Source organism: Stenotrophomonas sp. NPDC077420 (assembly GCF_044543385.1).
In the GTDB taxonomy this organism is placed as follows: Bacteria; Pseudomonadota; Gammaproteobacteria; order Xanthomonadales; family Xanthomonadaceae; genus Stenotrophomonas.
This window is the reverse complement of record NZ_JBITVZ010000004.1, coordinates 137,014-162,542: the sequence shown is the minus strand read 5'-3', so window position 1 is coordinate 162,542 and position 25,529 is coordinate 137,014. Positions and strand designations below refer to the sequence as shown.

Annotated in this window: 23 protein-coding genes; 14 read left to right on the top strand and 9 right to left on the bottom strand. The window is 69.7% G+C overall.

Annotation, left to right across the window (positions count from 1 at the left end; translation table 11 throughout):
• Positions 1-5 precede the first annotated feature (5 nt).
• Both ACIGII_RS05675 and ACIGII_RS05670 read right to left on the bottom strand, forming a co-directional pair.
• Positions 6-785 (bottom strand): DeoR/GlpR family DNA-binding transcription regulator, encoded by a 780-nt coding sequence (locus ACIGII_RS05675; RefSeq protein WP_399634486.1) that lies wholly within the window; start codon positions 783-785, stop codon positions 6-8.
• A 65-nt stretch (positions 786-850) separates the two neighbouring features.
• The gene (locus ACIGII_RS05670) at positions 851-1,756 is read right to left on the bottom strand and encodes a LysR family transcriptional regulator (protein ID WP_399634487.1); all 906 of its coding nucleotides are present in this window, start codon (positions 1,754-1,756) and stop codon (positions 851-853) included.
• A 100-nt stretch (positions 1,757-1,856) separates the two neighbouring features.
• Here ACIGII_RS05670 and ACIGII_RS05665 point away from each other — a divergent pair, with 100 nt between their 5' ends.
• Both ACIGII_RS05665 and ACIGII_RS05660 read left to right on the top strand, forming a co-directional pair.
• Complete coding sequence (locus ACIGII_RS05665) at positions 1,857-2,621, top strand: SDR family NAD(P)-dependent oxidoreductase (RefSeq protein WP_399634490.1); 765 nt, start codon at positions 1,857-1,859, stop codon at positions 2,619-2,621.
• Between the two features lie 95 nt (positions 2,622-2,716).
• Positions 2,717-3,028, top strand: coding sequence for a DUF3817 domain-containing protein (locus tag ACIGII_RS05660; protein ID WP_399634692.1), 312 nt, complete (start codon positions 2,717-2,719; stop codon positions 3,026-3,028).
• On the opposite strand, the gene ACIGII_RS05655 is transcribed toward ACIGII_RS05660, so the two are convergent.
• Entirely contained in the window at positions 3,012-5,750 is a 2,739-nt protein-coding gene (locus tag ACIGII_RS05655) for an autotransporter outer membrane beta-barrel domain-containing protein (RefSeq protein WP_399634492.1), read from the bottom strand. The genes ACIGII_RS05660 and ACIGII_RS05655 overlap by 17 nt on opposite strands.
• Before the next feature lie 195 nt (positions 5,751-5,945).
• The gene (gene atpC, locus ACIGII_RS05650; protein ID WP_399634493.1) at positions 5,946-6,392 is read right to left on the bottom strand and encodes an ATP synthase F1 subunit epsilon; all 447 of its coding nucleotides are present in this window, start codon (positions 6,390-6,392) and stop codon (positions 5,946-5,948) included.
• A 221-nt stretch (positions 6,393-6,613) separates the two neighbouring features.
• Here atpC and ACIGII_RS05645 point away from each other — a divergent pair, with 221 nt between their 5' ends.
• The 7 genes from ACIGII_RS05645 to ACIGII_RS05615 are packed head-to-tail and all read left to right on the top strand — an operon-like array spanning position 6,614 to position 16,224.
• The gene (locus tag ACIGII_RS05645; RefSeq protein ID WP_399634495.1) at positions 6,614-7,810 is read left to right on the top strand and encodes an MFS transporter; all 1,197 of its coding nucleotides are present in this window, start codon (positions 6,614-6,616) and stop codon (positions 7,808-7,810) included.
• A complete protein-coding gene (locus tag ACIGII_RS05640; RefSeq protein ID WP_399634497.1) occupies positions 7,807-9,000 on the top strand; it encodes an isochorismate synthase MenF in 1,194 nt (397 codons plus the stop codon). The genes ACIGII_RS05645 and ACIGII_RS05640 overlap by 4 nt, the downstream gene beginning before the upstream one ends.
• A complete protein-coding gene (locus tag ACIGII_RS05635) occupies positions 9,000-10,652 on the top strand; it encodes a (2,3-dihydroxybenzoyl)adenylate synthase (protein WP_399634499.1) in 1,653 nt (550 codons plus the stop codon). The genes ACIGII_RS05640 and ACIGII_RS05635 overlap by 1 nt, the downstream gene beginning before the upstream one ends.
• On the top strand, positions 10,652-11,287 hold the full coding sequence (locus ACIGII_RS05630) for an isochorismatase family protein (RefSeq protein WP_399634500.1): 636 nt from the start codon (positions 10,652-10,654) through the stop codon (positions 11,285-11,287). The genes ACIGII_RS05635 and ACIGII_RS05630 overlap by 1 nt, the downstream gene beginning before the upstream one ends.
• A complete protein-coding gene (locus tag ACIGII_RS05625; RefSeq protein WP_399634502.1) occupies positions 11,284-11,571 on the top strand; it encodes a phosphopantetheine-binding protein in 288 nt (95 codons plus the stop codon). Before ACIGII_RS05630 ends, ACIGII_RS05625 begins: the two co-directional genes overlap by 4 nt.
• A complete protein-coding gene (locus ACIGII_RS05620) occupies positions 11,558-15,466 on the top strand; it encodes an amino acid adenylation domain-containing protein (RefSeq protein ID WP_399634503.1) in 3,909 nt (1,302 codons plus the stop codon). Before ACIGII_RS05625 ends, ACIGII_RS05620 begins: the two co-directional genes overlap by 14 nt.
• A complete protein-coding gene (locus ACIGII_RS05615) occupies positions 15,463-16,224 on the top strand; it encodes a 2,3-dihydro-2,3-dihydroxybenzoate dehydrogenase (RefSeq protein ID WP_399634505.1) in 762 nt (253 codons plus the stop codon). The genes ACIGII_RS05620 and ACIGII_RS05615 overlap by 4 nt, the downstream gene beginning before the upstream one ends.
• Here ACIGII_RS05615 and ACIGII_RS05610 read toward each other — a convergent pair.
• Genes ACIGII_RS05610 through ACIGII_RS05595 form a run of 4 tightly spaced genes read right to left on the bottom strand, consistent with a single transcriptional unit; the run spans position 16,221 to position 20,418 of the window.
• Positions 16,221-16,814: a DUF2894 domain-containing protein gene (locus ACIGII_RS05610; RefSeq protein WP_399634507.1), complete on the bottom strand. Its 594-nt coding sequence runs from the start codon at positions 16,812-16,814 to the stop codon at positions 16,221-16,223. The genes ACIGII_RS05615 and ACIGII_RS05610 overlap by 4 nt on opposite strands.
• The gene (locus tag ACIGII_RS05605) at positions 16,804-17,451 is read right to left on the bottom strand and encodes an OmpA family protein (RefSeq protein ID WP_399634509.1); all 648 of its coding nucleotides are present in this window, start codon (positions 17,449-17,451) and stop codon (positions 16,804-16,806) included. The genes ACIGII_RS05610 and ACIGII_RS05605 overlap by 11 nt, the downstream gene beginning before the upstream one ends.
• Positions 17,448-19,730, bottom strand: coding sequence for a DUF802 domain-containing protein (locus tag ACIGII_RS05600; protein WP_399634510.1), 2,283 nt, complete (start codon positions 19,728-19,730; stop codon positions 17,448-17,450). Before ACIGII_RS05600 ends, ACIGII_RS05605 begins: the two co-directional genes overlap by 4 nt.
• Before the next feature lie 10 nt (positions 19,731-19,740).
• Entirely contained in the window at positions 19,741-20,418 is a 678-nt protein-coding gene (locus ACIGII_RS05595; RefSeq protein ID WP_399634512.1) for a DUF3348 domain-containing protein, read from the bottom strand.
• Positions 20,419-20,571: 153 nt separating this feature from the next.
• Between ACIGII_RS05595 and ACIGII_RS05590 the strand changes: the two genes are divergently transcribed.
• From ACIGII_RS05590 to ACIGII_RS05570, 5 genes are all read left to right on the top strand, one after another.
• On the top strand, positions 20,572-20,991 hold the full coding sequence (locus tag ACIGII_RS05590) for a host attachment family protein (protein WP_068852341.1): 420 nt from the start codon (positions 20,572-20,574) through the stop codon (positions 20,989-20,991).
• A gap of 3 nt (positions 20,992-20,994) precedes the next feature.
• Complete coding sequence (locus tag ACIGII_RS05585) at positions 20,995-21,318, top strand: thioredoxin family protein (protein ID WP_399634513.1); 324 nt, start codon at positions 20,995-20,997, stop codon at positions 21,316-21,318.
• A gap of 71 nt (positions 21,319-21,389) precedes the next feature.
• On the top strand, positions 21,390-21,731 hold the full coding sequence (locus ACIGII_RS05580) for a type II toxin-antitoxin system prevent-host-death family antitoxin (RefSeq protein WP_399634515.1): 342 nt from the start codon (positions 21,390-21,392) through the stop codon (positions 21,729-21,731).
• A gap of 3 nt (positions 21,732-21,734) precedes the next feature.
• Positions 21,735-22,361: a hypothetical protein gene (locus ACIGII_RS05575; protein WP_399634517.1), complete on the top strand. Its 627-nt coding sequence runs from the start codon at positions 21,735-21,737 to the stop codon at positions 22,359-22,361.
• 84 nt (positions 22,362-22,445) lie between these two features.
• A complete protein-coding gene (locus ACIGII_RS05570; RefSeq protein ID WP_399634519.1) occupies positions 22,446-24,788 on the top strand; it encodes a GH92 family glycosyl hydrolase in 2,343 nt (780 codons plus the stop codon).
• Between the two features lie 6 nt (positions 24,789-24,794).
• Here ACIGII_RS05570 and ACIGII_RS05565 read toward each other — a convergent pair whose 3' ends face one another.
• Positions 24,795-25,523 (bottom strand): SOS response-associated peptidase, encoded by a 729-nt coding sequence (locus tag ACIGII_RS05565; protein WP_399634521.1) that lies wholly within the window; start codon positions 25,521-25,523, stop codon positions 24,795-24,797.
• Positions 25,524-25,529: the final 6 nt, after the last annotated feature.

The window sequence follows — 25,529 nt, the reverse complement described above, 5'->3', positions numbered from 1 at the left end:
CACCCTCAGTACGGTGCAGCGCGCTGGATATCGACGCCACGACGCGCGAATGCCGCCACCTGCGCGTCAGGCGCGTCATGCTCGATCACCAGCAGGCCGATCTGCTCGACCCCGCCCACGCGGTAGGCGGCCTGCGTTCCGAGCTTGTCGTTGGTGGCTACTGCAACGCAGCGGCTGCTCGCCGCCAGCACTGCCCGCTTGAGCGGGGCTTCTTCGCCATCGATGGCCCACAGGCCCGCCTCGGCATCGACCGCGCAGGTGCCGATGAAACAGACATCCGCGCGCAGCCCGGCCACCGTCTCCAGCGCCTGCGCACCGATGCAGGCGCCGGCGCGGGGATCCAGCCGCCCGCCGATCAGGGTCACCTCGATCGCGCCGCGCGCCAGCAGCGCCAGGGCGATGTCGGGGGCATTGGTGATCACATGCAGGCCCTGCTGTTGCGGCAGGCACGCGGCGATGGCGCTGTTGGTGGAACCGGCATCGAGCAGGATGCGCTCACCCGGGCGGACACACGCGGCGGCGGCCACGGCCAACGCGTGCTTCTGCGCCGGCTGCTGCGCGTGGCGTGCGGGAAGGGGAGGGAATTCCACTGCTGCCGGCAGTGCACCGCCGTGGACTTTCCGGCACAGCCCCTGGCTGGCCAGCTCGCGCAGGTCGCGTCGGATCGAGTCCTCCGACACCTCCATCCGCAGCGCGAGCTGGGCCGAAAACACGCGGCCCTGTTCGCGCAACAGGCGCAGGATGGTCTGTTGGCGTTCGCCGGGAAGGGTGTCGGGAGTCGTCATGGGCGGACTGTACACGATCCGCTGCGTGAATGTGCATGAGTGTGCGTGTATCTGCGGGTTCCTGTTCAGTCCAACCGCTGCAGCTCCGGCGTGAGCAGCGCCGCCATCCAGTCCATGAACGCCGCCACCCGGCGTGGCAGATGCCGTCGCTGCGCGTACAGCAGGGTCACCGGCATGGGCTCGGCCACGCACGCCGGCAGCACTTCCACCAGCGTCCCGGCGGCCAGCGCCGCGCGTGCGCCCAGCCGCGGCACCTGGATGATGCCCAGCCCCGCCAGCGCCGCCGCACTGTAGGCCTCGCCACTGTTGACCGTGATCGCGCCGCGCATCGGCACGCTGCGGTAGGCCTGGCCGTCGTGGTATTCGAAGCCCGGCGAGCGCTGGCCCAGCGTGCCCACGTAATGCACCAGCGCATGGTGGGAGAGGTCCTCCAGCGCGTACGGCACCCCCCGTGCCGCCAGATACGCCGGGCTGGCGCAATTGACGATGTGCATCACCCCCAGCGGGCGCGCCACCAGCGTGTTGTCGTCCAATGGACCGACCCGGACCACGCAGTCGAAGCCCTCGCGGACCAGGTCGACGCGGCGGTCGGTGCCGCTCAGCTCGATCTCCAGTCCCGGGTGCCGGGCCAGGAAGTCCGGCAGGTGGGGAATCACCAGCTGCCGGGCCAGCCCGCTGGACATGTCCACCCGCAGCCGGCCCTTGAGCTGGGTGTCGCGGCGGAACATGCCCTGCAGATCGTCCATGTCGTCCAGCAGGTCGCGGGCGCGCTGCTGGAACTGCGCGCCGTCGGCCGTCAGTCGCACCCGGCGCGTGGTCCGGTGCAGCAGCTGCACGCCCACTTCCGCTTCCAGCCGCTGCACGGCCAGCGACACGCTGGCCTTGGGCAGGCCCAGCTGCTCGGCAGCGGCGGTGAACGAGCCCAGTTCGGCAACACGCAGGAAGCTGCGCAGGTGGTCGAGGCGGTCCATGGATTGTTCGCTCTGGCTGGACAGTCAAATCAGGATGGCGCGGTTTATGTGATGGCGCAATGCCAATAGTCTGGCGTCACACCTCAGCCAGGAGCACCCCATGTCCCACTCCCCCTCACGCGTTGTCCTGATCACCGGCGGCAGCCGCGGCCTCGGCCGCAATGCCGCCTTGGCGCTGGCCGCCGACGGCGCCGATATCCTGCTTACCTACCGCAGCCGGGCGGATGCGGCCGACGCCGTGGTCGCCCAGATCCAGGCGCTGGGCCGGCGTGCCGCCGCGCTGCCGCTGGACATGGCCGACAGCGCCGGCTTTGCCGGCTTCGCCGAAGCCGTGCAGGCACAACTGCAGGCCTGGGGCGCGACCGGCCTGCAGGGGCTGTTCAACAACGCCGGCGAAGGCCTGTATGCCGGTTTCGCCGACACCACCCCGGCCCAGTTCGACGAACTGGTCGCCGTGCACCTGAAGGGGCCGTACTTCCTGACCCAGGCGCTGCTGCCGCTGATCGCCGATGGCGGCCGCATCCTCAACGTGTCCAGTGGCCTGGCCCGTTTCTCGCTGCCGGGCAGTTCCGCCTACGCGATGATGAAGGGCGGCATCGAAGTCTTCAGCCGCTACCTGGCGAAGGAACTGGGCGCGCGCGGCATCAGTGCCAACACGCTGGCGCCGGGCGCGATCGAAACCGACTTCGGCGGCGGGCACGTGCGTGACAACGCCGACATCAATGCGATGGTGGCCGGCAACACCGCGCTGGGTCGTGCAGGGAAGCCGGACGATATCGGGCCGGTGGTTGCCGCGCTGCTGTCGCCGCGTACGGCGTGGATCAACGCGCAGCGCGTGGAAGCGTCGGGCGGCATGTTCGTCTGAGTGCGAAAGCGTCGCATTCGCGCCAAGCCGGTATGATGGGCGGCCTTGTCGCCCCCGCAGAGACTGTCTTGCGCGCTTCCGTACCGTTGCACCCGATGGGTCGTGTGTTTGCCGTTGTCGCCTTGTTCGAGGCGTTTACCTGGGCCGGGCTGCTGGTCGGCATGTACCTGAAGTACCACGCCGCCGAGCCGACCACCGCCGGCGTGGCGCTGTTCGGGCCGGTGCATGGCGTGGCCTTCATGGTCTACGTGGTGGTCACCGTGCTGGCGGCGGTGAAGCTGCGCTGGCCGTGGTGGGCCGCCGGCCTGGCGCTGCTGGCAGCAGTGCCGCCGCTGGTGACGCTGCCGCTGGAAGCGTGGTTCAAACGGCGCGGCCTGTTGTCCCCGCCGCTCACCACCGGTAGCTGAGCCCCAGCTGCGCGCTGCGCTGGAAATAGCCCTGGCCCTGCTGCAGCGACAGCCCGGCCCACGCGCCAAACCCGTTGGCGAACACCAGTGACGCGCCGGCGCTGAACTCACCGCGGTGGCGCGGGATGCGGGCGTCCACCCGCTCATCGTCCATGCGCACGCGGGCGTCGGCGCCGGTGCGGATCCAGTGCGCGGCGATGAAGGGCTGCACGCTGGCCGCCTGGCCGCCCCAGCGGGTCACGCCGGAAAGGCGGACACCCACGCGGCCGAAGGTACCGTTGGCGTCCTCGGTGGTGACCAGGGTGCCGTTCTGTTCAAGATGGCGCACATCGTTCCAGCGCGTGTAGCCCACCTGCAGCTGTGGCTCGATGAACACGCCGCCGTGTTCGCCGCGGCCGAGGCGGAACGCATGGCCCGCCTCCAGCGCGCCCTGCCAGGCGCGGGTGTCGTAACGTTCGGTGGCCAGCGCGGCGCCTTCCACCCGGTTGGAGAAGCGCGCGTGCTGCACCGAGCCGTCCAGGTAGAAACCGGTGTAGGGGTCGCCATCGACGGCGGCCCGCCACATTGCATACACCCCCAGCGCAGCGCCACGCACCTTGCCGCGTGCGTAATACCCGGTGAGGGCGCTGGTGGAGGTGCTGGACGCATTGCCGCTGGACAGCATCACCCCGAACGCGCTGCCCTGCGGGGTGCGTAGCAGATCGGTGCCGACGCTGAGGGCCTGGCTGCTGCCGTGCACGTCGAGCTGGCGGCTGTCGGCATCGAAGCGCGAGCGCGCGCCATCCACGCGCACCCAGGCACGCCCGCTGTTCTGGCCCGCATGGCGCTCGTGGTAGCCGAGCCGGAACATGCCTTCAGCCGCCTGCAGGTTGGCCAGGTACGCGCCCGGTTCCGGCCGCAGCACCGGCACCGGCTCGGGGTCGACGCACTCGGGCAGGGTGGGATCGATCGCGCACGGGTCCGGTTCGGGATCCACGCAGCCCGGCGCGGTCGGATCGATCAGGCAGGGATCGGGTTCGGGATCGACACAGCCGGGCTGGGTCGGGTCGGCGTCGCACGGGTCGGGCAGTTCCGAGCGCAGGTACCAGTTGCCGTCGGCGGCGCCCTTGAACAGGAAGTACTCGTACTGGCCGCCCACCGCGCGCCCGGCAAGGTCGAAGGTGCCGTTGGACGCCCCGCCGATCTCGATCAGGCTGATGCCCTGGCTGGTCTGCGCCCCGGCGCCGCCCACGTTGTTGACCCGTACGTTGGTCGTGCCGCTGGTATCACCCTCGATCAGCAGCCGGTCGGACGACGCGTCGTCGCCGGCCAGCACCGTGTTGAACAGCAGTGTGCCGCCGTCGCCGACGTAATTGCCGGCGACCTCAAGCGTGTTGAAGCTGCTGCCATCGCCTAGTTGGAGCAGCGAACCACTCCCCATGGAAAGGTCCTGCACCGTGCTGTCGCCGGTCAGTCGCCATTGCGCGTCGGTCAGTGCCACCGTGGTGCCGTTGACGATCGCGCCGGTCAGCGATGCGCCTTCGCCCAGCGCGATGTTGACCTCGGCGCTGCTGGTCCCGCGGGTCTGCCCGATGATGTCGCCGACCAGCGCGGAGGCGACCACCTCCAGGTTGGCCGTAGCGCCTGACCCCACCTGCAGGATCACGCCGTTGCCGGCCTCGACGGTGGAGCCGTTGGCGATGCGGAGGTCGGCATTGCCGGACTGCGGCATGACAATCGCCGGGCCGTTGGTCGAGACAAGGCGCGACTGGTCCACCACCACGCTGCTGGTGCCGGCCGCGCTGCCGGTGATCGACAGGGCACTGTTGCTGCCCTCCAGGGTGCTGCCCTGCGAGACGACCAGCGTGGCATTGTTGAGCGCCACGCCCACGCCGTTGTTGGCGCCGCTGCCGCTGCCCGCCGTGCCACGCACCTGGCTGCCCGCCAGGGTGAGGCTGGCACCGCGCGTGACGGTGGCGCCGGTGGTGCCGGCCACCTCGGAACCCGACAGCGTTGCGGCAGGCCCGGCCGTGCCGGTGCCGACCATCGACAGCGCGGTGCCGCTGGATGTGATCGTCGAGGCGTCCATGACCAGCTCGCCGCCGGTCATGGCCACCCCGGCCAGCGAGCCCGACAGCGTGCTGTTGCTGACGCGGGCGGTGCCGCCGGCCATGTCCAGCCCGTAGCCGAGCGCGCCACTGGCGCTGCCATCCGAGCTGGCCTGTACGTTGTCCAACACCAGCAGTGCACCATCGTCCACCTGCAGCGCTTCGCCGCCGGCGGTAATGGTCGTGTTGGTCAACGTGAGTTCGCTGCCGTCGCCGGTGGCGTTGAAGCCGCGCCCGGCGGAAGTGACGGTCACCGCGTTGATGCCCATGGTGCTGCCAGACGAGACCCCGCCAGCGTCGGCGAAGGGAGAGGTGAAGGTCATCGTGCCGCCGTTGATGTCGGCGCTGCCGCCGTTGGCGACGCGGATCCCGAACAGCCCGCTGATGTCCACGTCGGTGCCGATCACGCTCGCGTTGTCGACCTGGGTAGGGCCTGCCAGGCCACCGGCGGCGATGGTGAGTTCGGCGCCGTCGGACACGGTCCAGTCCTCACGCAGGTCGCCGGGCTGGATGGTGTGCGTGCTGCCGGGGCCGGTGAGCGTGGCTGCTGCTGCAGCAAGGGGCAGGGTCGCAAGCGTCACGGCGATGGCCGTAACGAGCATGCGGCGCGGGCCGCATGGGGTAATGGCTGTCATGACTGGACTCCGAAACGGAACTGGGTGGACCGCACGACCCCCGTAGCACCACAACGTCGTACCAGGATCAGCGAGGGACCGAATCCTCCGGTCCAAAGGCCGCTGTATCCATGCAACATCTTGTATGCGTCATCTATCACTACCGCCTGTTCAGCATGAGCACGTCTATGTGGGGCTCGCGTGAAGGCGGGGTTGCTATTTCCAGGGCAGCCCGCGCAGCTGCAGGGCGCGCTGGTGCATCAGCTCGGCGTGCAGGCGCACGTAGTCCTCGTCGGTGAACGCCTGTGCCATCGGTGAGCGTGCGGCCTCTGCGGCCACCCGTGCGCGTGCTTCGTCGAGATCATCGCTGCGCAGGGCGAGGTCGGCCATCACGATCACCTTGCCGGGTTGCACTTCCACGTAGCCACCGGACACGTACACGTGCAGCGGCGGTTCGGCCGTGAGCGGATACACCGACACCATGCCTTCGCGCAGCGTGCCCAGCAGCGGTGCGTGCCGGGCCATCACCCCGAAGCGGCCGTTGCTGCCGGGCATGCTCACCTCGCGCACCTCGCCGTTCCACAGTTCACCGGACAGGCTGAGGATCTGCAGCGAGAAGCCCTGTGCGTCGGCAAGCAGCGCGGGCAGGGGAGGTGACGCCATGGGGGAATGTCCGTGGAACGTTGCCAGCAGCTTAGTCGGGCCGGCGGAAGACGGCGTTGATCCGCATCATGAACACCGGAACCATTGACCGCGCAAACCTAAATGCGAGCTGTTATCATTTGAAACGATAGCCACGCCGGTCCTTGCATCGACGAAGCCGAATCCATCGAACGCCCGCCTTCGCGCGGTGCGTGTCCATTCCTGATCGGTCGTGGTGATGCATGCGTTCAACTCCCGTGGTATCCGGCTTGCCGGCTCTGGTCTTCGCCGCGTGGGTCGGCACCATGGCGATGATGGCGTTCGTCGCGGTGATCGGCCCGGTGGTGCGCCTGCTGGGGCTGTCCGAATGGCATGCGGGGTTGTCGGTGACCGCGGCCGGCGTGCTGTGGATGCTGTCGGCCCGACGGTGGGGCGCACTGAGCGACCGCATCGGGCGCCGCCGTGTACTGCTGATCGCACTGGCCGCGTATGCGGTGATCTATATCGTGATGGCGGTGTTCGTGGACACCGCGTTGCAGGCACCGCCGGCGGTCTGGCTGTCGGTGATGGTGCTGGTGGGCACGCGCGCCCTGGTCGGCCTGTTCTATGCGGCCGTGCCGCCGACCGCCGCGGCGCTGGTGGCCGATGAAGCCGCTCCCGGGCAGCGTGCCGGCGCGATGGCCAAGCTGGGCAGCGCCAATGCATTGGGCATGGTGGTGGGGCCCGCCGCAGCGGGCTGGGTCGCGTTCCACGATCTTGCGCTCACGTTGTACGTGGCTGCCCTGTTGCCGGTGCTCGCGCTGGTGGTCATCGCCTGGCGGTTGCCGTCGGCGCCACCACCGGCGGCGCCCGCCAGCGGCCCGCGTGCGGCACTGGCGTGGCACGACCGGCGCCTGCGCCTGCCGGTGATGGCGGTGTTCGCGGCGATGATCTCGGTGACCATTGCCCAGGTCACGGTGGGGTTCTTCGCCATCGATCGCCTGCAGCTGGCGCCGGCGGCCGGCGCGCGCATGGCCGGCCTGGCGCTGACGGCGGTCGGGGCTGGGCTGATCGTGGCCCAGGTACTCGTGATGACCTTCAAGACCCTGCCGCCACGCCGTTGGATCGCGCTGGGTGCAGTGATCTCCGGTATCGGGTTTTCGTCGGTGGCGCTGGTGCAGGCGCCCTGGCAGCTGCTGGCCACCTATGCGGTGGCGGCGTTCGGCATGGGGTTTGTGTTTCCCTCGTTCCAGGCCTTGGCCGCCGATTCGGTGCAGGCGCACGAGCAGGGCGCGGCTGCGGGTGCGGTGGCCTCCGTGCAGGGACTGGGCATGGTGATCGGGCCGATGGTGGGCACGCTGCTGTATCGCGCGGCCCCCAGTGCGCCGTACCTGCTGGTGGGTCTGGTGCTGTTGGGGTTGGCGGCTGCGGCTACGCTGGGTGGGAGGCGCGCGGCATGAACGATGCAGTGCGCGCGGACAGCGACACCATCGCGCTGGTGGGCAATCCCGGTGCCGGCGACGCAGCGGAGCACTTCCTGCTGCGCCTGCCTGGGCGCACGCTGGATGCACGTGGCTGCCACGCCACGCTTCCGTCCGGCGGCACCGCGACGCTGGATGCCCGCGCGCGGGCCTTCTTCGCGCGCGAATCCCGCGCACCGGCGCTGCTGCTGGGCGTGCTGCCGTTTGATCCCGAGGGTGGCGATGCGCTGTACCAGCCCGCGTCACTGGCGCAGGGTGCGTTGGAAGCAGTGGCGCCGGCGGTCCCGTTCAGCGGCGACATCCACGCCGAGCCGAGTGCCGCGCAGTACGCGGACGCGGTGCGGCACGCACTGGCAGGGTTGCACGACCGCGAGGGCGAACTGGAGAAAGTGGTGCTGGCCCGCACGCTGCGTGTGCACAGCCGCGCGGTCATCGACCCGCGCGCGTTGGTGGCACGACTGGGCCAGGACCCGGACGCGGTCACCTACCTGTGCCCGCTGCCGGTAGCCGCCGGCGATGCGCCAGCGTGGCTGGTCGGTGCCAGCCCGGAGCTGCTGGTGTCGCGCCGTGGACCGCAGGTGTTTTCGCATCCGCTGGCCGGCTCGGCCCGGCGTCGCCCGGATCCGGATGAGGACGCCCAGGCAGCCCGCGAGCTGTTGGGCTCGGCGAAGGACCATGACGAACACCGCTACGTGGTCGACGCCATCGTGGCGGCGCTGCGTCCGTATTGCGAGCGGATCGACGCTGCGGCGCGGCCGACCCTGCACGCCACCACCACCCTGTGGCACCTGGGTACGCGCATCGAAGCGCGCCTGCGCGATCCGTCCACCTCGGTGGCCACGCTGCTGGCTGCCCTGCATCCCACGCCGGCGGTGTGCGGCACGCCTGCCGCACTGGCGTTGCATACCATTCGCCGCCTTGAGCCGGTGCAGCGCGGCTTCTATGCAGGCGCGGTGGGTTGGATGGACGCGCACGGCAATGGTGACTGGTACGTGGCGATCCGTTGCGCGCGCGTGCAGGGCCACCAGGCCCGCATCCATGCCGGCGCCGGCATCGTCGCCGGTTCGGAACCGGCCGCGGAGGTTGCCGAGACCGGGGTGAAGTTCGGGGCCCTGTTGGCCGCGCTGGGCGCGGACGTCGCCCCACGGATTGAAGGATGGACACTCTGATGAATGCAGTCGTTTCTCCGGTGCGTGTGCCACTGCGCCAGGTCTGGCCGCCGGCGCTGGTCGCGCGCTACCGCGCCGCCGGCTATTGGCGTGGCGAAACGTTTCCCGGCTTCCTGCGCGAGCGTGCCGGACAGTTCGCCGACGACGTGGCCGTGGTCGGCGGCGAGACCCGCCTGACTTACGCACAGCTGTGGCAGGAGGCAGGGCGCATCGGTGCTGGCCTGCTGGCCGCTGGCTTGGCGCCGGGTGACCGGGTCGTGGTGCAGCTGGGCAACACGGTCGAATTCGTCAGCGTGGTCTGCGGGCTGTTCCGCGCCGGGTTGATCCCGGTATATGCACTGCCGGCCCATCGCCTGACCGAGATAGCGCACGTGGTGCGCACGGCCGAAGCCAGCGCCTACATTGCTGCGTCGGCATACGAGGGTTTCGACTACCGCACGCTCGCGCGCGAACTGCAGGCGTCCATCGCCGGTGTGCGCCACGTGCTGATTGTCGGCGATGCAGCGGAATTCCTTTCCGTCGCCGAGCTCGCCGGACCCGCTGACGCGCTGCCGGCAGACCCCGACCCGCAGTCGGTGGCGTTCCTGCAGCTCTCCGGTGGCAGCACCGGCCTGTCCAAGCTGATTCCGCGCACCCACGACGACTACCTGTATTCGTTCCGCGCCAGCAACGCGATCTGCGGCATCGGCCGCGACAGCGTGTACCTGGTGGCGCTGCCGGCCGCGCACAATTTCCCGATGAGTTCGCCGGGCTTCTTCGGCGCACTGTATGCCGGGGCACGCGTGGTGCTCAGCCCCGGCGCAGGCCCGGACACCGCGTTCCCGCTGATCGCGCGCGAGCGGGTGACCTGCGTGGGCCTGGTGCCGCCGCTGGCGCTGTTGTGGGCACAGGCCGCAGCCCGTACCCTGCATGACCTGTCCAGCCTGCAGGTGCTGCAGGTCGGCGGAGCCAAGCTGGTGCCGGAAGCCGCGCGCCGGGTCGTCGACGGGCTGGGCTGCCAGCTGCAGCAGGTCTTCGGCATGGCCGAAGGCCTGGTCAACTACACCCGCCTGCACGATGCGCCGGAGTGCGTGCTGAACACCCAGGGCCGCCCGATCTCGCCCGACGATGAAGTGCTTGTGGTGGACGACCACGGCCACCCGGTCGCGCCGGGCGAGGTGGGCCACCTGCTGACGCGGGGCCCTTACACCATCCGCGGTTACCACAACGACCCCGGCGCGAACGCGCGGTCGTTCACCGAAGATGGCTTCTATCGCACCGGCGACAGAGTCCAGCAGCTGCCGGGCGGCTACCTGGTGGTGCAGGGTCGCGCCGGCGACCACATCAACCGTGCGGGCGAAAAGATCTCGGCCGAGGAGATCGAAGACCACCTGCTCGCGCACGCCAGCGTCTTCGACGCGGCGGTGGTGTCCATGCCCGATCCCTACCTGGGCGAGCGCAGCTGTGCCTTCGTCATCACGCGCGGCGAGCGCCCGACCGCGGCCAGCCTGAAGGCGTGGGTGCGCAGCCGCGGTCTTGCCGCCTTCAAGGTGCCGGACCAGGTGGTGTTCGTGGACGCCTTCGGCACCACGGCGGTGGGCAAGGTCAGCCGCCGCGAACTGCGTGCGCAGCTGCGCGCGCGCCATATCGAACAGACAGGAGAACCGCGCTGATGGCGCTGCCCACCATTCCATCCTACGCGCTGCCCACTGCGGCCGAACTGCCCACTCCGCGCGGACCGTGGCAGCCTGACCCGGCGCGCATCGCGCTGCTGGTGCATGACATGCAGCGCTACTTCCTGGCCGCGTTCGGCGCCGATGCCGCGCCGCTGGCCCCGGCAACCGCCAACATCGTCCGGCTGGTCGCGCAGTGCCGGGCGCAGGGCATACCGGTGTTCTACACCGCCCAGCGCGGCAACCAGGACCGGCGTGACCGCGGCCTGCAGGCCGACCTGTGGGGGCCGGGCATGCAGGCTATCAGCGAACACGAGTCGATCATCGCTGCGCTGGCACCCGCCGAAGGCGACCACGTGCTGGTCAAGCACCGCTACAGCGCCTTCCAGCGCAGCAACCTGGAGACGATGATGCGCGCACGCGGCCGCGACCAGCTGCTGGTGACCGGGGTGTACGCGCACATCGGCTGCACCGCCACCGTGGCCGACGCATTCCAGCGCGATATCGAAGCGTTCATCGCGGCCGACGCGGTGGCCGATTTCTCGCGTGCCGACCATCACCAGGCGCTGCACTGGATCGCCCGTACCTGCGGCGTGCCGATGACCACCGATCAACTGCTGGAGCGCCTGGCATGAATGACACCCTTACCGCACCCCTGACCCTGGAGCGGATGCGCGCCGATGTGGCCGGCATGCTTGGCGAAGCGCCCGACGCCGTCGGCGATGACGACCACCTGATGGACCTGGGCCTGGATTCGATGCGGGTGCTCGGGCTGGTACTGGCCTGGAGCAACACCGGCATCGCCCTGGAGTTCGGCCACCTGGCCGAGCACACCACGCTGGCCGGCTGGTGGCAGGTGGTGCAGCAGCTGCAGGCCCGGGCCATCGCCGGGCATGAGCGCGCAGATGGCCGGCGCTGAGGCCCAAGGGCAGAAACGGTATCCGCTGAGCGAGGCGCAGACCGGGCTGTGGTACGCGCAGCGCCTGTCGCCGACGCCCGCAACATTCAATACCGCACACGTCGTGTGGTTCGAGGGGGTGCTGGATGTCGACCGTTTCCGTGCGGCCGCCGATGCAGCCGCCGCTGAAGCCGAGGCACTGTGCCTGCGCGTGGCCGAAAACGAAGCGGGCGTGCCGCAGCAGTGGCTGGACCCGAGCCACGTTCCGCGTGTGCAGGTGGTGGATCTGTCTGCCCATGCCGATCCGCTGCACGCCGCGCGCGAGGTGATGCAGGCCGACCGCCTGCAGCCGGTCGATCCCGGCCGCGACCGGTTGGCCCAACAGGGCCTGTTCGTGCTCGGTCCGCGGCGTTTCGCGTGGTACCTGCGGGTGCATCACCTGGCCACCGATGGCTATGGCATGGCGCTGTTCAGTGCCCGGGTGTGTGCGCTGTATGCCGGCGAGAGCACCGATGCCCTGCAGCCGCTTCGGCCGGTGCTGGACGAAGACGCGCAGTACCGCATCAGCGAGCGCCGCGCGGCCGATGCGGGCTACTGGCGGGCAACCCTGCAGGGCGCGGCACCCGCAGAAGGACCGGGGGGTGGCATGGCAGCGGCAAGGGCCGATGCGTTGCGCCTGACCGAAACCATCGACGTGCCGCTGCGCGAACAGCTGTTGGCCGCCGCGCAGGCGATGGGCCAGCCCTGGCCGGACCTGCTCACCGCGTTGACCGCCGAGTACTGCCGACGGATGACGGCCAGCGACGAGGTGACCGTCGGTGTGCCTTACATGGGGCGGCTGGGCAGCGCCTCGGCACGGGTGCCGGCGATGGTGATGAACGTGCTGCCGCTGCGCGTAGCCGCAACCGCAGATGAAACCGTCGAGGCCAGGGTGCGCGATACCGCACGGGCGCTGGTCCGGGGCCGCCGGCATGGCCGCTACCGGGGCGAGCAGATCCGCCGCGACCTGGGGTGGGGCGGCCAGCAGCATCGGCTGCACGGCGCCCTGGTCAACGTGCAGCCGTTCTACCGGCCGCTGCCGTGGCAGGGGGTCACGGCGCAGCTGGAAGTGCTGTGCACCGGACCGGTGGACGACATCACCTTCGGTTTCCGCGGGGATGCACTGACGTCGCTGGCATTGGAGATCGAGGCCAACCCGCAGCAGTACACGCGGTCGGGGATCACCGCGCATGCCCGACGGCTGCTGCATTTCGTGTCGTCCGCGCTCGAGGTGCAGGCAGGCGGTGGCCTGCTGGCAGACGTTGCGCTGTGCACGCCTGACGAAGCGCAGCACTGGCTGCACACCGTCAATGCCACGCAGCATGCGGTTGCCGATGTGTCACTTGCTGCGCTGCTGAACCACCGGCTGGTCGCCGCGCCGGACGCAACCGCACTGCGGTTTGAAGGCGAGGCACTGACTTACGCCGCACTGGAACAGCGCAGCCGTGCGTTGGCGCTGCAGCTCCAGGCAATGGGCGTTACCCGCGAGTCGCGCGTGGTGGTGGCCCTGCCGCGTTCGTTGTCGCTGGTGATCGCGCTGGTGGCCGTGGTGCGCGCAGGGGGCGCGTACCTGCCCGTGGACCTGGACCATCCGGATGCGCGGCGACGGAAGATCCTGGCGTCGGCGCAGCCGCAGTGCGTGCTTGCCGAGGCAGGCGATGCACATCGCTTCGTGGGCGCGCCGGTCCTGTCGCCATCGCAATGGGCAACCCACAGCGATGTGGTTCTCCCCGATACCGTGCAGCCGGGTGACGCGGCCTACGTGATCTACACCTCCGGCTCCACCGGCGAGCCGAAGGGCGTCGTGGTGGAACACCGCGCCATCGTCAACCGCCTGGAATGGATGCGCAGCCACTACTGCATCGGGCCGGAGGCACGCATCCTGCAGAAGACGCCGGCCACCTTCGATGTCTCGGTGTGGGAGTTCTTCCTGCCGCTGGTCAGTGGTGCCACGCTGGTGATCGCATCGCCCGGCCTGCACCGCGACCCGCAGGCGCTGACCCGGTTGATCGTGGCCGAGCGCATCGCCACGCTGCATTTCGTGCCGTCCATGCTGGAGGCCTGGCTGGCCGTGCCGGATCTGCGCGGCCTGCCGCTGAAGCAGGTCTTCACCAGTGGCGAGGCGCTGGACGCGGGGTTGCGCGACCGCTTCCACGCGCGTGTCGACGCGGAGCTGCACAATCTCTACGGTCCCACCGAAGCAGCGGTGGATGTCAGTTACTGGCCGGCGTCCCGCGAGGACCGTTCGGACCCGGTGCCGATCGGCTACCCGGTCTGGAACACCCGGCTGTACGTGCTGGACGCACACCTCAGCGCGCTGCCTGCAGGCGTGGCCGGCGACCTGTATCTCGGCGGGGTGCAGCTCGCACGGGGTTACCTCGGGCGCGAGGACCTGACTGCCGAGCGCTTCCTCGACGACCCGCATGTCGCCGGGGGGCGCCTGTACCGCACCGGGGACCGGGCACGCTGGCGTGATGACGGGGCGCTGGATTACCTGGGCCGCAGTGACCACCAGGTCAAGCTGCGCGGCCTGCGCATCGAGCTGGGGGAGATCGAATCCGTGTTGCGCGGCCTGCCCGGCGTGGCGCGTGCTGAAGTGCTGCTGCGCGACCAGGACCCGGGCATGCCGGCACGCCTGGTGGCGTACGTATCCGGTGACGCACTAAACGCAGGCAGGCTGCGCGGCGTGCTCGGCACCCAACTGCCGGAGTACATGGTGCCGGCGGCCATCGTGGTGGTGCAGGCGTGGCCGGTGACGGCCAACGGCAAGCTCGACCGCGCCGCGCTGCCGCTGCCGGACACCCACGCGGCCGGCCGCAGCGCGCAGACGCCCACGGAACAGGCACTGGCCGCGCTGTTCCAGCAGGTGCTCGGGCTGGCGGCGCCGGCTGCAGCGGACGCGGACTTCTTTTCGCTGGGCGGCGATTCGCTGTCGGCCGTACACCTGCTGCTGGCGATCCAGCAGCGTTGGCAGCAGGATCCGGGATTGGGTGCGGTATTCGCCACGCCGACGGTGGCGGGGTTGGCTGCACGCCTGGAGGCGCCGCTGCAGGACACCGACCACGGCCTGGCGCCGGTGATCACCCTCGCGCGCGGTGAGCCGGGCAGGGTGCCGCTGTTCGTGATCCATCCCGCAGGCGGCATTGCCTGGAACTACCGCGAGCTGGGCCGTGCGCTGCACCCGGCGCGCGACGTGCACGGCCTGCAATCGCCGGTGCTCGACCCCGCGCTGCCGCTGCCGACGGGGATCGATGCGCTGGCCGCCGACTACGCCGCACGCATCCTCGCGTTGCATCCGCAGGGCCCGGTGCACCTGCTGGGCTGGTCGGTGGGCGGCATCATCGCCCAGGCCATCGCGGTACACCTGCAGGCGGTGCAGCGTGAGGTGGGCGCGCTGGTCGTGCTGGATGCCTACCCCAGCGAATGCTGGCGCGCGGAACCCGAGCCGGATCCGGTGGCGGCGCTGCGTGCGCTGTTGGCCATTGCCGGCTACGACCCGGAGCGTCACCCCGAGCTGGACAGCCGCGAGCGCATCGTCGCGTTCCTGCGCCGTGGCGAGAGCGCGCTGGGCAACCTGCCCGGGCACGTGCTGGACGGCGTGGTGCGCGCGGTGACCGGCACCAACCGGTTGATCCGCGAGCATCACCATGGCCACTTCGCCGGCACCCTGGTGCATGTGCGCGCCGGCAATGACCATGCACTGCGCCCGCACCTGCAGTCTGCCTTGTGGCAGGCGCACGCCTCGCGGGTGGAAGCATTGCCGCTGCCGTTCCTGCATGCCGAGCTGACCGGCCGTGACGCCGTGACGCAGCTGGCGCCGTGGCTGTCGGCCAGGCTGCAGCACTGGGACGGCCTTGAACGAGAGGACAGGACATGAAGCTGACAGGATTCGAGAACACGATCGCGCTGGTCACCGGCGCCGGCGGTGGTATTGGCGCTGCGCTGGTCCAGCAGCTGCTGGACAGCGGCTGCGCGGTGGTCGCCACCGACCTGGCCGCACCGGTGCTTCCGCCCCATCCACGACTGCACCCGCGGTCACTGGACGTGACCGATTCAACGGCGGTTGACGCACTGGTTGGAGCGGTTGAAGCCACCCTTGGCCCGATCGGCTTCGGCATCAGCGTTGCCGGCGTGCTGCAGGTCGGCGAGGTCACCGGCATCGATGACGCGCAATGGCACCATGTGTTCGCGGTCAATGCCGGCGGGGTCTTCCATCTAAGCCGTGCACTGGCGCGGGTGATGGTGCCGCGCGGGCAGGGCGCCATCGTGACGGTGAGCTCGAACGCCGCCGGCGTGCCGCGCCATGGCATGGCCGCCTATGCGGCGTCGAAGGCGGCGGCGACCATGTTCACCCGCTGCCTGGGCCTGGAACTGGCGCCGCACGGCATCCGCTGCAACATCGTGGCGCCGGGGTCGACGCTGACCCCGATGCAGACCGGCATGTGGGCAGATGACCACGGCGCGCAGCGGGTCATCGATGGCAGTCCGGCGACCTACAAGGCTGGCATTCCGCTACGCAAGCTGGCCACCCCGGATGACATCGCGCAGGCGGTGATGTTCCTGCTGTCCGACCAGGCCGGCCACATCGCCATGAGCGACCTGTACGTGGACGGCGGCGCGACCCTGCGCGGCTAGCGCGCGGTGCGGCTGCGGCGTGGCTTGGCCGGGGCGCGGCCGGGCACGCTGTCGCGGCTGGGCAGGGTGCCGCGCTGCTGCATCTGCTCCAGCCAGGCCAGGTTGTCGATGTAGCCCAGGAAGTGCTGCACGTACGCGGGCGACACCTCGCCCATCCAGCCGATGGCACGGTGCACCAGCACGCTGGAGTTCAACGGGCCGCCATCGCTCGGGGTCTGCGCCAATGTCTGCCGCACCTGGCCGGCGGTGCGCAGCGCGGCCCACGCACTGCGGAATTCGGCCAGGGCCGGCAGTGCAGGGTAGTCCGGATTGTGCGTGGCGCGCGGTTGCCCCAGCGCGGCCAGCGTATCCGCCGTTTCGGCGCGCTTCGCGGGCGCGCTTAGAACGGGCGCGGCAGTCACGCGTTCTGCGTAGGCAGCCAGCAGCGTCTCCAGGCGGGCGTCCAGCACGCCGCGCAGCGAACCGCTGGCCAGCTGCGCGCGGCGTTGCAGCGCTTCCAGGAAGGCGAACTGCACCGGATCGTGGCGATCCAGCTGCTGCCTGCGCCAGTGCGCGAGCCGGTCGCTGACGGCGGTACGGTTACCGTCCATCGCCCGCCACGGTCGGCTTCGGGCGTGGAATCGGCGCCATCTCGACACGGCGATTGCGTGCGCGGCCTGCTTCGTCGGCGTTGGAACCCACCGGCTGTTCGGCACCGAACGCGGCGGCGAACACCGAACCGGCCGGCACGCCTTCGGCGATCAGGGTGCGGGTCACGGTCAATGCGCGCTCGGCCGACAGTTCCCAGTTGTCGGCGAACTGGCGGTTGCTGTCGCGTACCGGACGGTCATCGGTGAACCCGCTGACCATCAGGATCTCTTCGCGCGATGAAAGATACCCGGCCAGCGGCGCAGCCAGGCTGCGCAGCAGCTCGCGGCCTTCCGGCTGCAGCTGGTCGGAATTGAGCGCGAACAGCACGCTGCCGCGGATGCCGATGCGGCCATCCACCAGCGTTACCCGCCCGGCGGCCAGCGGGCCGGCCAGGGCCTGTTCCAGGGTCTGGCGCCGCCTGGCTTCGGCCTGGCGCTGCGCCACTTCCTCATCGAGGCGATGCGACAGCTCCAGCTGCAGTGCCACCACGCCGACCAGGATCAGCACGAACGCGCCCAGCAGCACCGACATCAGGTCGCCGAAGGCGGCCCAGATCGGCGCGCCGGTGTCGCCTTCCAGCTCGATCTCGTCGCTCATGCGGTGGCGGCCCCGGCGCTGCGGCGGCGGCCGGCCAGCTGCTGCAGTTCCTCGATGATCTGCTGCTGGGAGAGCACGCTCAGGTCAATCACTTCACGCGCCTGGGTCACGTAATAGGCCAGCTGCTCATCGCTGCGGGTCATCGAGGCATCCAGCGCGCCGGCCACCTGCTGCAGCTGCTCACCCAGCCCGGTGCTGGCCGTGCCGAAGCTCTGCATCGCAGTGCCGAACGCCTCGGCCAGGCTGGCCACTTCCACCGCGCTGCCGCTCAGTTGCGCGGCCACGCCATCCAGCTTGCCGGTCTCGGCAGCGATATGGTCGGTGAACTGCGTGCCCACGCGTTCCAGCAGGTCGGCCGAGGTGCTGACCAGCGCGTCCACGGCGGTGCGCTGTTCGGTGGACGCGTGGTTGACCGCATCCAGCAGCGTTTCCAGCGTGGCCAGCAGGCGGGTGCGTTCGTCGAGCATGGCGGTGTCGCGGACCATGCTGTCGGACAGCTTCTGGCGCAGTTCGGCGACGACGTCGGCGGCCGCCTTAGGGGCTTCCGAGGCGAGCGTGACCAGCCGCGAGATCTCGCTGATGGTCTCGGCCGCATGCGCCTGCGCCTGCGTGCCGATCTCGTGTGCGGTACGCGACAGGGTTTCGCAGACTGCCTGCTGGCTGGCCGCAACCTGCGCGCCGTTGTCGGCCCATTGCTGGCCGAGCTGATCCGACAGCCGGGTGAAGGCATCGCTCCAGGTGGCCAGGCGCTGCGCGTCGCGGGCCTCCAGACGATCCTGCAGGCCGCTGTGCGAGGCCTGCAGGCCATCCACCAGCGACCGCGCATGGCCATCGAAGCTGGCGGTGGCCGCGACCAGTGCCTGCTGGTTGCGTTCGGCCAGTTCGGCGTTCACCGACTGCTGGCCCTGCAGCGCATCGCGCCACGCCTGCGCGTGGGTGCTGGCGCTGCTGTCCATGCGCTCGGCGAGGGTGTCGACCCAGGCAGTCAAACGCGTACCCACCGAATCGAGCAGGCGGACACCGTGCTCGCCCTGCAGCTGGCTGAAACCCTCAAGCGTGCTGCGCAGGTCGCGGGTAAGGGCGGCATGGCGCTGCGCCTGTTCGGTCTGTGCCCCGGTCCATGCATCCACGCTGGCGTCGAGACGGGCGGCCAGGGTGTCCAGCAGCTGCACGGCACGCTGGTCGTGCTGTTCGCTGAGCGTGGCCAGGGTAGAACGCAGTTCTGCGGACAGGGTGTCGTGCGCCTGCTTCTGACTGCTGATCGCAGCGTTCCAGGTCTCGCGGGTGGCGGCGCGGCTGGCCTCGAAGCCACTGGCCAGGCCGTCAAGCTGCGCGCGCACGGCATCGCCCACCGTGGCCTGCAGGGCAGTGGTCTGCTTGCTGATGCCGGCCATGGTCTCGGCCATGATCGGCTGCAGGGCCTCGCCGACCGCGCGCGCACTCTGCGCGACGCTGGCCTGCAATGCCTCCTGCACCGAACCGGCGAGGCGCTCATGGGCGGCCTCGGCGCGGGCATGGAAGGCGTCCTGGTTGGCCGACAGGCGTTCACCCGCCGCGCCGCTCTGCGCTTCGATCGCGGCACTCATCGCTTCCAGGCGGTCCACCAGCGCCGGCATCAGGCCGGCCTGCGCCTGCAGCAGGCGGAACGCTTCGGCGCGCTGCCACGCCTGCGAGTGCAGGTGCAGGGTGGTGGCGATGCGGGTATCCAGCTGCTGCACGCCCAGCAGGCGTTCGCGCCGGCACAGCGCCGACAGCAGGCCCAGCATGGCCGAGGTGGCCACGCCGGCAATCGAGGTGCCGAACGCCACGGCCAGGCCTTCCACCGGCGCGCCCAGCGAGCCGCGGATGGACTGCAGGTCGGTGGCGCTGCCCAGCGCCAGCCCGGTGCCACGCAGGGTGGCCATCATGCCCAGCAGGGTGCCGAGCATGCCCAGCAGCACCAGCAGGCCGACCAGATACGGGGTCAGCACCGGCGCCGGCAGCGCCACGCGCTCGCCCTCCACGCGCAGGCGCACCGCGTTGCGCAGGCCTGCCGGTACCTTCTCCAGCCACTCGCCCAGGGTGGCCGGCGCCGTCGCCGCCTCCGCCACCGCGACGCTCAGCCCTGCGGTAGCCGCCCGGTAGCGGTGCAGTTCCACCGCACCGGCCACATAGCAGGCGGCAATCACCAGCGCCACGGCCAGGCCGACCGGGTTGCTGCCCACGTAACCGGCACCGATCCAGCACACCGCCAGCAGGCCGGCAAGGAAAACAACGAGGTAGAGAGGAGTTCTGAACATGACGGCCCGATTAGTGGGGGCGAAGCGCTGCAAGCAGGCCTTCGATGGGGTGAAAACGGACATCCAGCTCGGCGAGCAGCACGGCCTGCATGTCGTTCCGGAACACGTGCAGCCAGCCGCTGTCGGGATCGACCTCAGCGCTGCCGGCGTCGTCGCGCAGGCGCTCGAAATGGGCGCCGAGCAGGACCGGCACACTGGCCAGCAGCTGCTGTTCGCGCGGGCTCAGCGCCTGCTCCATGGCGGCGTCCACCTCGGCCAACCGGGGCAGCTCGCCGGGCCCGGCACTCAGCCGGTCCCGCAGCAGGCCGCGCAGGCGACCGGTAGCGGTGAGCATGGCGCGCTGCACGGTGAGACAGCGCTGGCGGTAGGCGGTGGCGTCCGTTGCGACCGTTTTGCCCGCCGCCGGCGGGGCGGTGATGCTTTCGACCAGGGTGGCGCGTACCCGCGCGCATTCCTCGTCAAGCGCCTCGGCCGAACCCGGTGCGGCGTCGGCCGCGGCCGGCAGCCGCCCGTCGAGCGCGCGCGACAGGGCCACGGCCCGGGTCCAGTCGATCCACTGGCTGAGCCGGTCGGACAGGTCAGGCCCGGTACGCGGGGCATTGCGGTCGGCCAGCGCCGCCAGCAACCGGATGAAGGGCGGGCCGGGGACAGGCGTGCGGTGCTGCTTCTTCGCCATGGTTCCGGTCAAAAACCGCGAATTTTACACCGTAATGACCGACCGACTCCCTGAATGCCCTTGCATACATGGTGAACACGCGCCTATGCACCGCGCTTACATCCGTTTCCCTACGGTGGGGGCGGGCCAACACATCGCCCGTTTTTCCATCCAAGGAGTTCACCAATGTCCACCCTGCAGATCCCCAAAGGTACCCTCGTCATCGTCGCTGATGGCGGCTCGGCCCGCGTGTTCACCAATGTGGGCGACGGCCGCACGCTGCAGCTGAAGCAGGAGGAGGAACTGGAGGTCAAGGACATCAGCGCCGAGGGCGTCTCCGGCCAGGGGCCATCCGGCGCAGTGCCCAAGGACATGAGCATTTCCCAGCTCAATGAAGCGACCTTCGCCAAACAGCTGGCGCAGCAGTTGAACGATCACGCGCTGAAGCACCGCTATGAGCACCTGATCCTGATCGCCGACCCGACCACGCTGGGCCACATCCGGCCGCAGCTGCACAAGGAAGTACAGAGCCGGATGCTGAAGGAGATCGCCAAGGACTACACCAATTCCACGCTGGACGACATCCAGCGCGCGCTGGCGGCCTGAGCCATGGGCTACGCACGCAGCTTCACCGATCTGCTGGAGCCTGCCCGCGACGAGGTAGAGGCGGGCACGGGCTGGCAGCTGCTGGAATTCGGCACGGACTGGTGCGGGCATTGCGCGGCAGCGCAGCCGGTAGTCAGGGACTTTGTTGAAAAACACGGTCTTGACCACCGCAAGGTCGAAGACGGCAAGGGGCGCCCCTTGGGGCGCGCCTTCACGGTCAAGCTCTGGCCCACGCTGGTCCTGCTGCGCGACGGGCAGGAGGTGGCACGGGTGGTCCGTCCGACCGCCGGCGCAGACCTGGATACCCTCGAACGCGCCCTTGGGTAGATGAATATCCCTTTATTCCCAATTTACCCAAAAGGGGTATAGTGGCCACATCCCTCCGCTGGATGTCCGCCATGAGCCTGCCCCTGGATGTTCCCGGCCTTGAAAAGGCCACTGCGTCATCGGTGAAGACCCGGGGCTGGCCGAGCCTGATGCGCACGGTGCGCGAAAAGCAGGCCCTGGTGATCACCAACCACAACCACCCTGAAGCGGTGATCGTGGACATCAAGGCCTACCAGGCGCTGCTGGCCCGCGCGGCCGGCAATCCGGATGACACGCGCCAGGGTGAGCTGGAACGCCTGCGTGCGGAGTTCGATACCACCCTGGCCAGCCTCGATACCGACGGTGGGCTGGGCAAGGTGATGGGCCAGCCGATCCGTCGCGGGCGCAGGACCGCCCTTGGCCCGTCGCTCTGATCGGTGGCGCGGATCCTGGTCCTGGCCGGCGTCAATGGCGCCGGTAAAAGTTCGCTGCTGGGCACGTGGCTGCGTGACGCCGGGCTGACCTGGTTCAACCCGGACAGCTTCACCCGGCGACTGGTGGAGCAGGGCTGGCCGCTGGACGAGGCCAACGCCGCAGCATGGAGCGAGGGCGCCCGCCGGCTGCGCCAGGCGATGGTCGATGGCACCGACTTTGCGTTTGAAACCACGCTCGGCGGCAACACCATTCCGCGCCTGCTGCGCGATGCCTGCCAGACCCACGACGTGGCGGTCTGGTTCTGCGGCCTGCACAGCGTGGCGCTGCACATCGAACGCGTGGCTGATCGGGTCAGCCAGGGCGGACACGATATTCCACACGACAAGATCCGCGCGCGTTTCGATTCCGCGCGCGAGAACCTGATCGACCTGCTGCCGCATCTTGCCGAGCTGCATGTGTACGACAACAGCGCGCCCGCCGATGCAAAGGGCAGGGCGGCACCGCTGCCGCTGCTGCAGCTGGACCGCGAGGGATTGCATTTTCCGGTCACGGTGATCGATCTGCTGCAGACGCCCGATTGGGCCAAGCCGATCGTGATGCGCGCGATGGAACTCCAGACCGGCACGTGATGCTGCACCTGCCCCGCGCCGCAACATGCGGCGCGGGGACAACCAATGCTAGGATCGAATCACCTTGAATCGATCTAAATCCATATGAGCAGAGCAGGGAAGTCGGGATGGGCGGCGCTGGCAATCGGCGCCATGCTGGCAGCAGGCAGCGCCACGGCGGCGCCGCAGAGCGCAGGCGAACGCGCCTACGCGGCCGTGGACCCGTTCATCGGTACCGGCGGCGAAGGGCATACCTATCCCGGCGCGACGGTGCCCTTCGGCATGGTCCAGCTCAGCCCGGACACCCGCATCCAGCCGCGCGAAAAGGCCTACGACTGGGCCGCCGGGTACCGCCACGACGACAGCAGCATCGTCGGCTTCTCGCACACCCATTTCTCCGGCAGCGGCCATTCCGACCTGGGCGATGTGCTGGTGATGCCGTTCACCGGCGACCCCGGCCTGGAGCGCGGCGATCCGGAAAAGCCGCGCAGCGGCTACGCCTCCCGCTTCGACCACAAGGATGAAAAAGCGGAGCCCGGCTACTACGCGGTGACGCTGCAGGACTACAAGGTCCGCGCCGAGCTCACCGCCGGTGCCCGCACCGGCGTGCATCGCTACACCTACCCGAAGGGCGAGGACGCCAGGGTGCTGCTCGACCTGCGCACCAGCCTGTACGACTACCCCGGCAAGATCCTGTGGTCGCGCCTGCGCCTGCGCGAGGACGGCACCGTGACCGGCTTCCGCGAAACCCGCGGCTGGGCCCCGGGCCGGCAGCTGTACTTCGCCATGCGCTTCTCGCGCCCGCTCACCGGGCACGCGCTGCACAACACTGAAACCGACATCGCCTACAAGGGCTTCCCGCCGCCGGGCCAGAACCACCCGGAGCAGCGCCCGCAGATTGAAGGCCGCCAGCTGGTCGGCACGTTCGACTTCGGCAAGCTCGATGCCCCGCTGGTGGTCAGCGTCGCGATCTCCTCGGTAAGCGAAGCCGGCGCCATCGCCAACCTCGACGCGGAAGCCAAAGACCAGAACTTCGACCGCATCCGCGCCGACGCCCGCACGCAATGGCAGCAGGCGCTGTCGGTGCTGGACATCGAGGCCCCCGCGCACGACAAACGCAGCGCCTACACCGCGCTGTACCACAGCCTGCTCGGCCCGACCCTGTTCATGGACGTGGACGGCCAGTACCGTGGCTCGGACAACGCCGTGCATCGCGCCGAGGGCTACACCAATTATTCGACCTTCTCGCTGTGGGATACCTACCGCGCCCTGCACCCGCTGCTGACCCTGGTGCAGCCGGAAAAGCGCACCAGCGACATGGTCAATTCGCTGCTGGCCCACCAGCACAACAGTGCCTACGGCATGCTGCCGGTGTGGGCGTTCCACGGCCAGGAAACCTGGTGCATGATCGGCTACCACGCAGTGCCGGTGATCGCCGATGCCTACGTCAAGGGCATCCGTGGCTTCGATGCCGACAAGGCGCTGCAGGCCATGGTCGCCACCGCGAACTACGGCCCCTACGACGGCATCGCGCAGTACCGCGAGCTGGGCTGGGTGCCGATCGACGAAGAGGGCGAGGCGGCCAGCAAGACGCTGGAGTACGCCTTCGACGACTGGACCATCGCGCGCATGGCCACGGCCATGGGCAAGACGGATGTGGCGGCCGAGTTCGACCAGCGCGCCGGCAACTGGCGCCACGCCTTCGACGCCGACACCGGCTTCATGCGCGCACGCAAGCGTGACGGCAGCTTCCGCACGCCGTTCGACCCCAGTGCCAGTGGTTACGGGACCGACTACACCGAAGGCAACGCCTGGCAGTATTCCTGGTATGTGCCGCAGGACGTGGCCGGGCTGTCCGCCGCGCACGGAGGCGCCGACAAACTGCTGGCGCGCCTGGACGCGGTGTTCGATGCCAAGGTCGACCCCTCCATCTTCGAGCACATGGAAGACATCACCGGCCTGATCGGCTGGTACGCGCACGGCAACGAACCCAGCCACCACGTGGCCTACCTGTATGCGTACGCGGGCCAGCCCTGGCGCGGGCAGGCGCGCCTGAAGCAGATCATGGACTCCCAGTACGCCGACCGCCCCGATGGACTGTCCGGCAATGACGACCTGGGCCAGATGTCGGCGTGGTATGTGTTCACGGCGCTCGGCTTCTACCCGGTGGCACCGGGCAGCGCCGAGTACATCATCGGCCGCCCGTTCCTGCCCAAGGCGGTGCTCAACCTGCCCAACGGCAGGACCTTCCGCATCACCACCGACGGCATGGGCAAGGGCCACGAGTACGTGGGTTCGGTGACGCTCAACGGCAAGCCGCTGAATCGCACGTTCCTGCGCCATGCGGAAATCCTGGCCGGCGGCGAACTGCACTTCACCCTGCAGGCAACGCCGAACAAGGCATGGCCGGGGCAGGGCGCGGAACAGCCGTACTCGATGTCGCGCTGACGCTGCTCAGCTGTCCTCGTCCCAGCCATCGCCGTCCCCGTCCACCGGGGGCGGCGATGGCGTTTCCAGGTCCGGGTCGACCGGTTCCAGCAGCGTGTAGTCGTCGCGCTTGAGGTCACGGAAGGCGCGGCCGACCGGATACGCCTCCAGCGCCGGCGAGCGCACCCGCAGCGAGGCCGGCGTATTGGCGGCACCGGAAAGCCAGGCCAGTGCCAGCTCGGCGGGCAGGAACACCGGCCCATCCGGCGTCAGTGGCTCCGGAATGGCGCGGTTGGGAGCGGTGAGCACGCTGAAGGAATCCATCGCGTGGCCGTCGCCGTCCTCCCAATGCTCCCAGAGGCCGGCGGCCAGCAGGGCCAGCCCATCGCGGCGCTGCACGAACAGCGGCCACGGCGGCCGACGTTGGCGGTCCAGCTTGTAGTAACCGGTCATCGGAATCACGCACGGGCGTTCGGCCCAGGCCTTGGCGAAGATGCGGCTGCCCGGCGCCCGGTCCAGGCGGGCGGTGACCGTGGTGTAGGGCGTATCCGGCGTCTTCGACCAGCGCGGCACCAGGCCCCAGACCATGTCGGTCGCGAGCAGCTCGCCATCGGCATTGCGGGCCAGCACCGACGCCGTGGACCCCTTGCCGATGTTGTAGCGGTCCGGCGCTGCGGCGATGGCACTGGCGAGCTCGCGCGGCAGTCCGTCGGGGACCGATTCCGGCTCGGCAATGGCTTGGGCGAAACGACGCATGGGTGC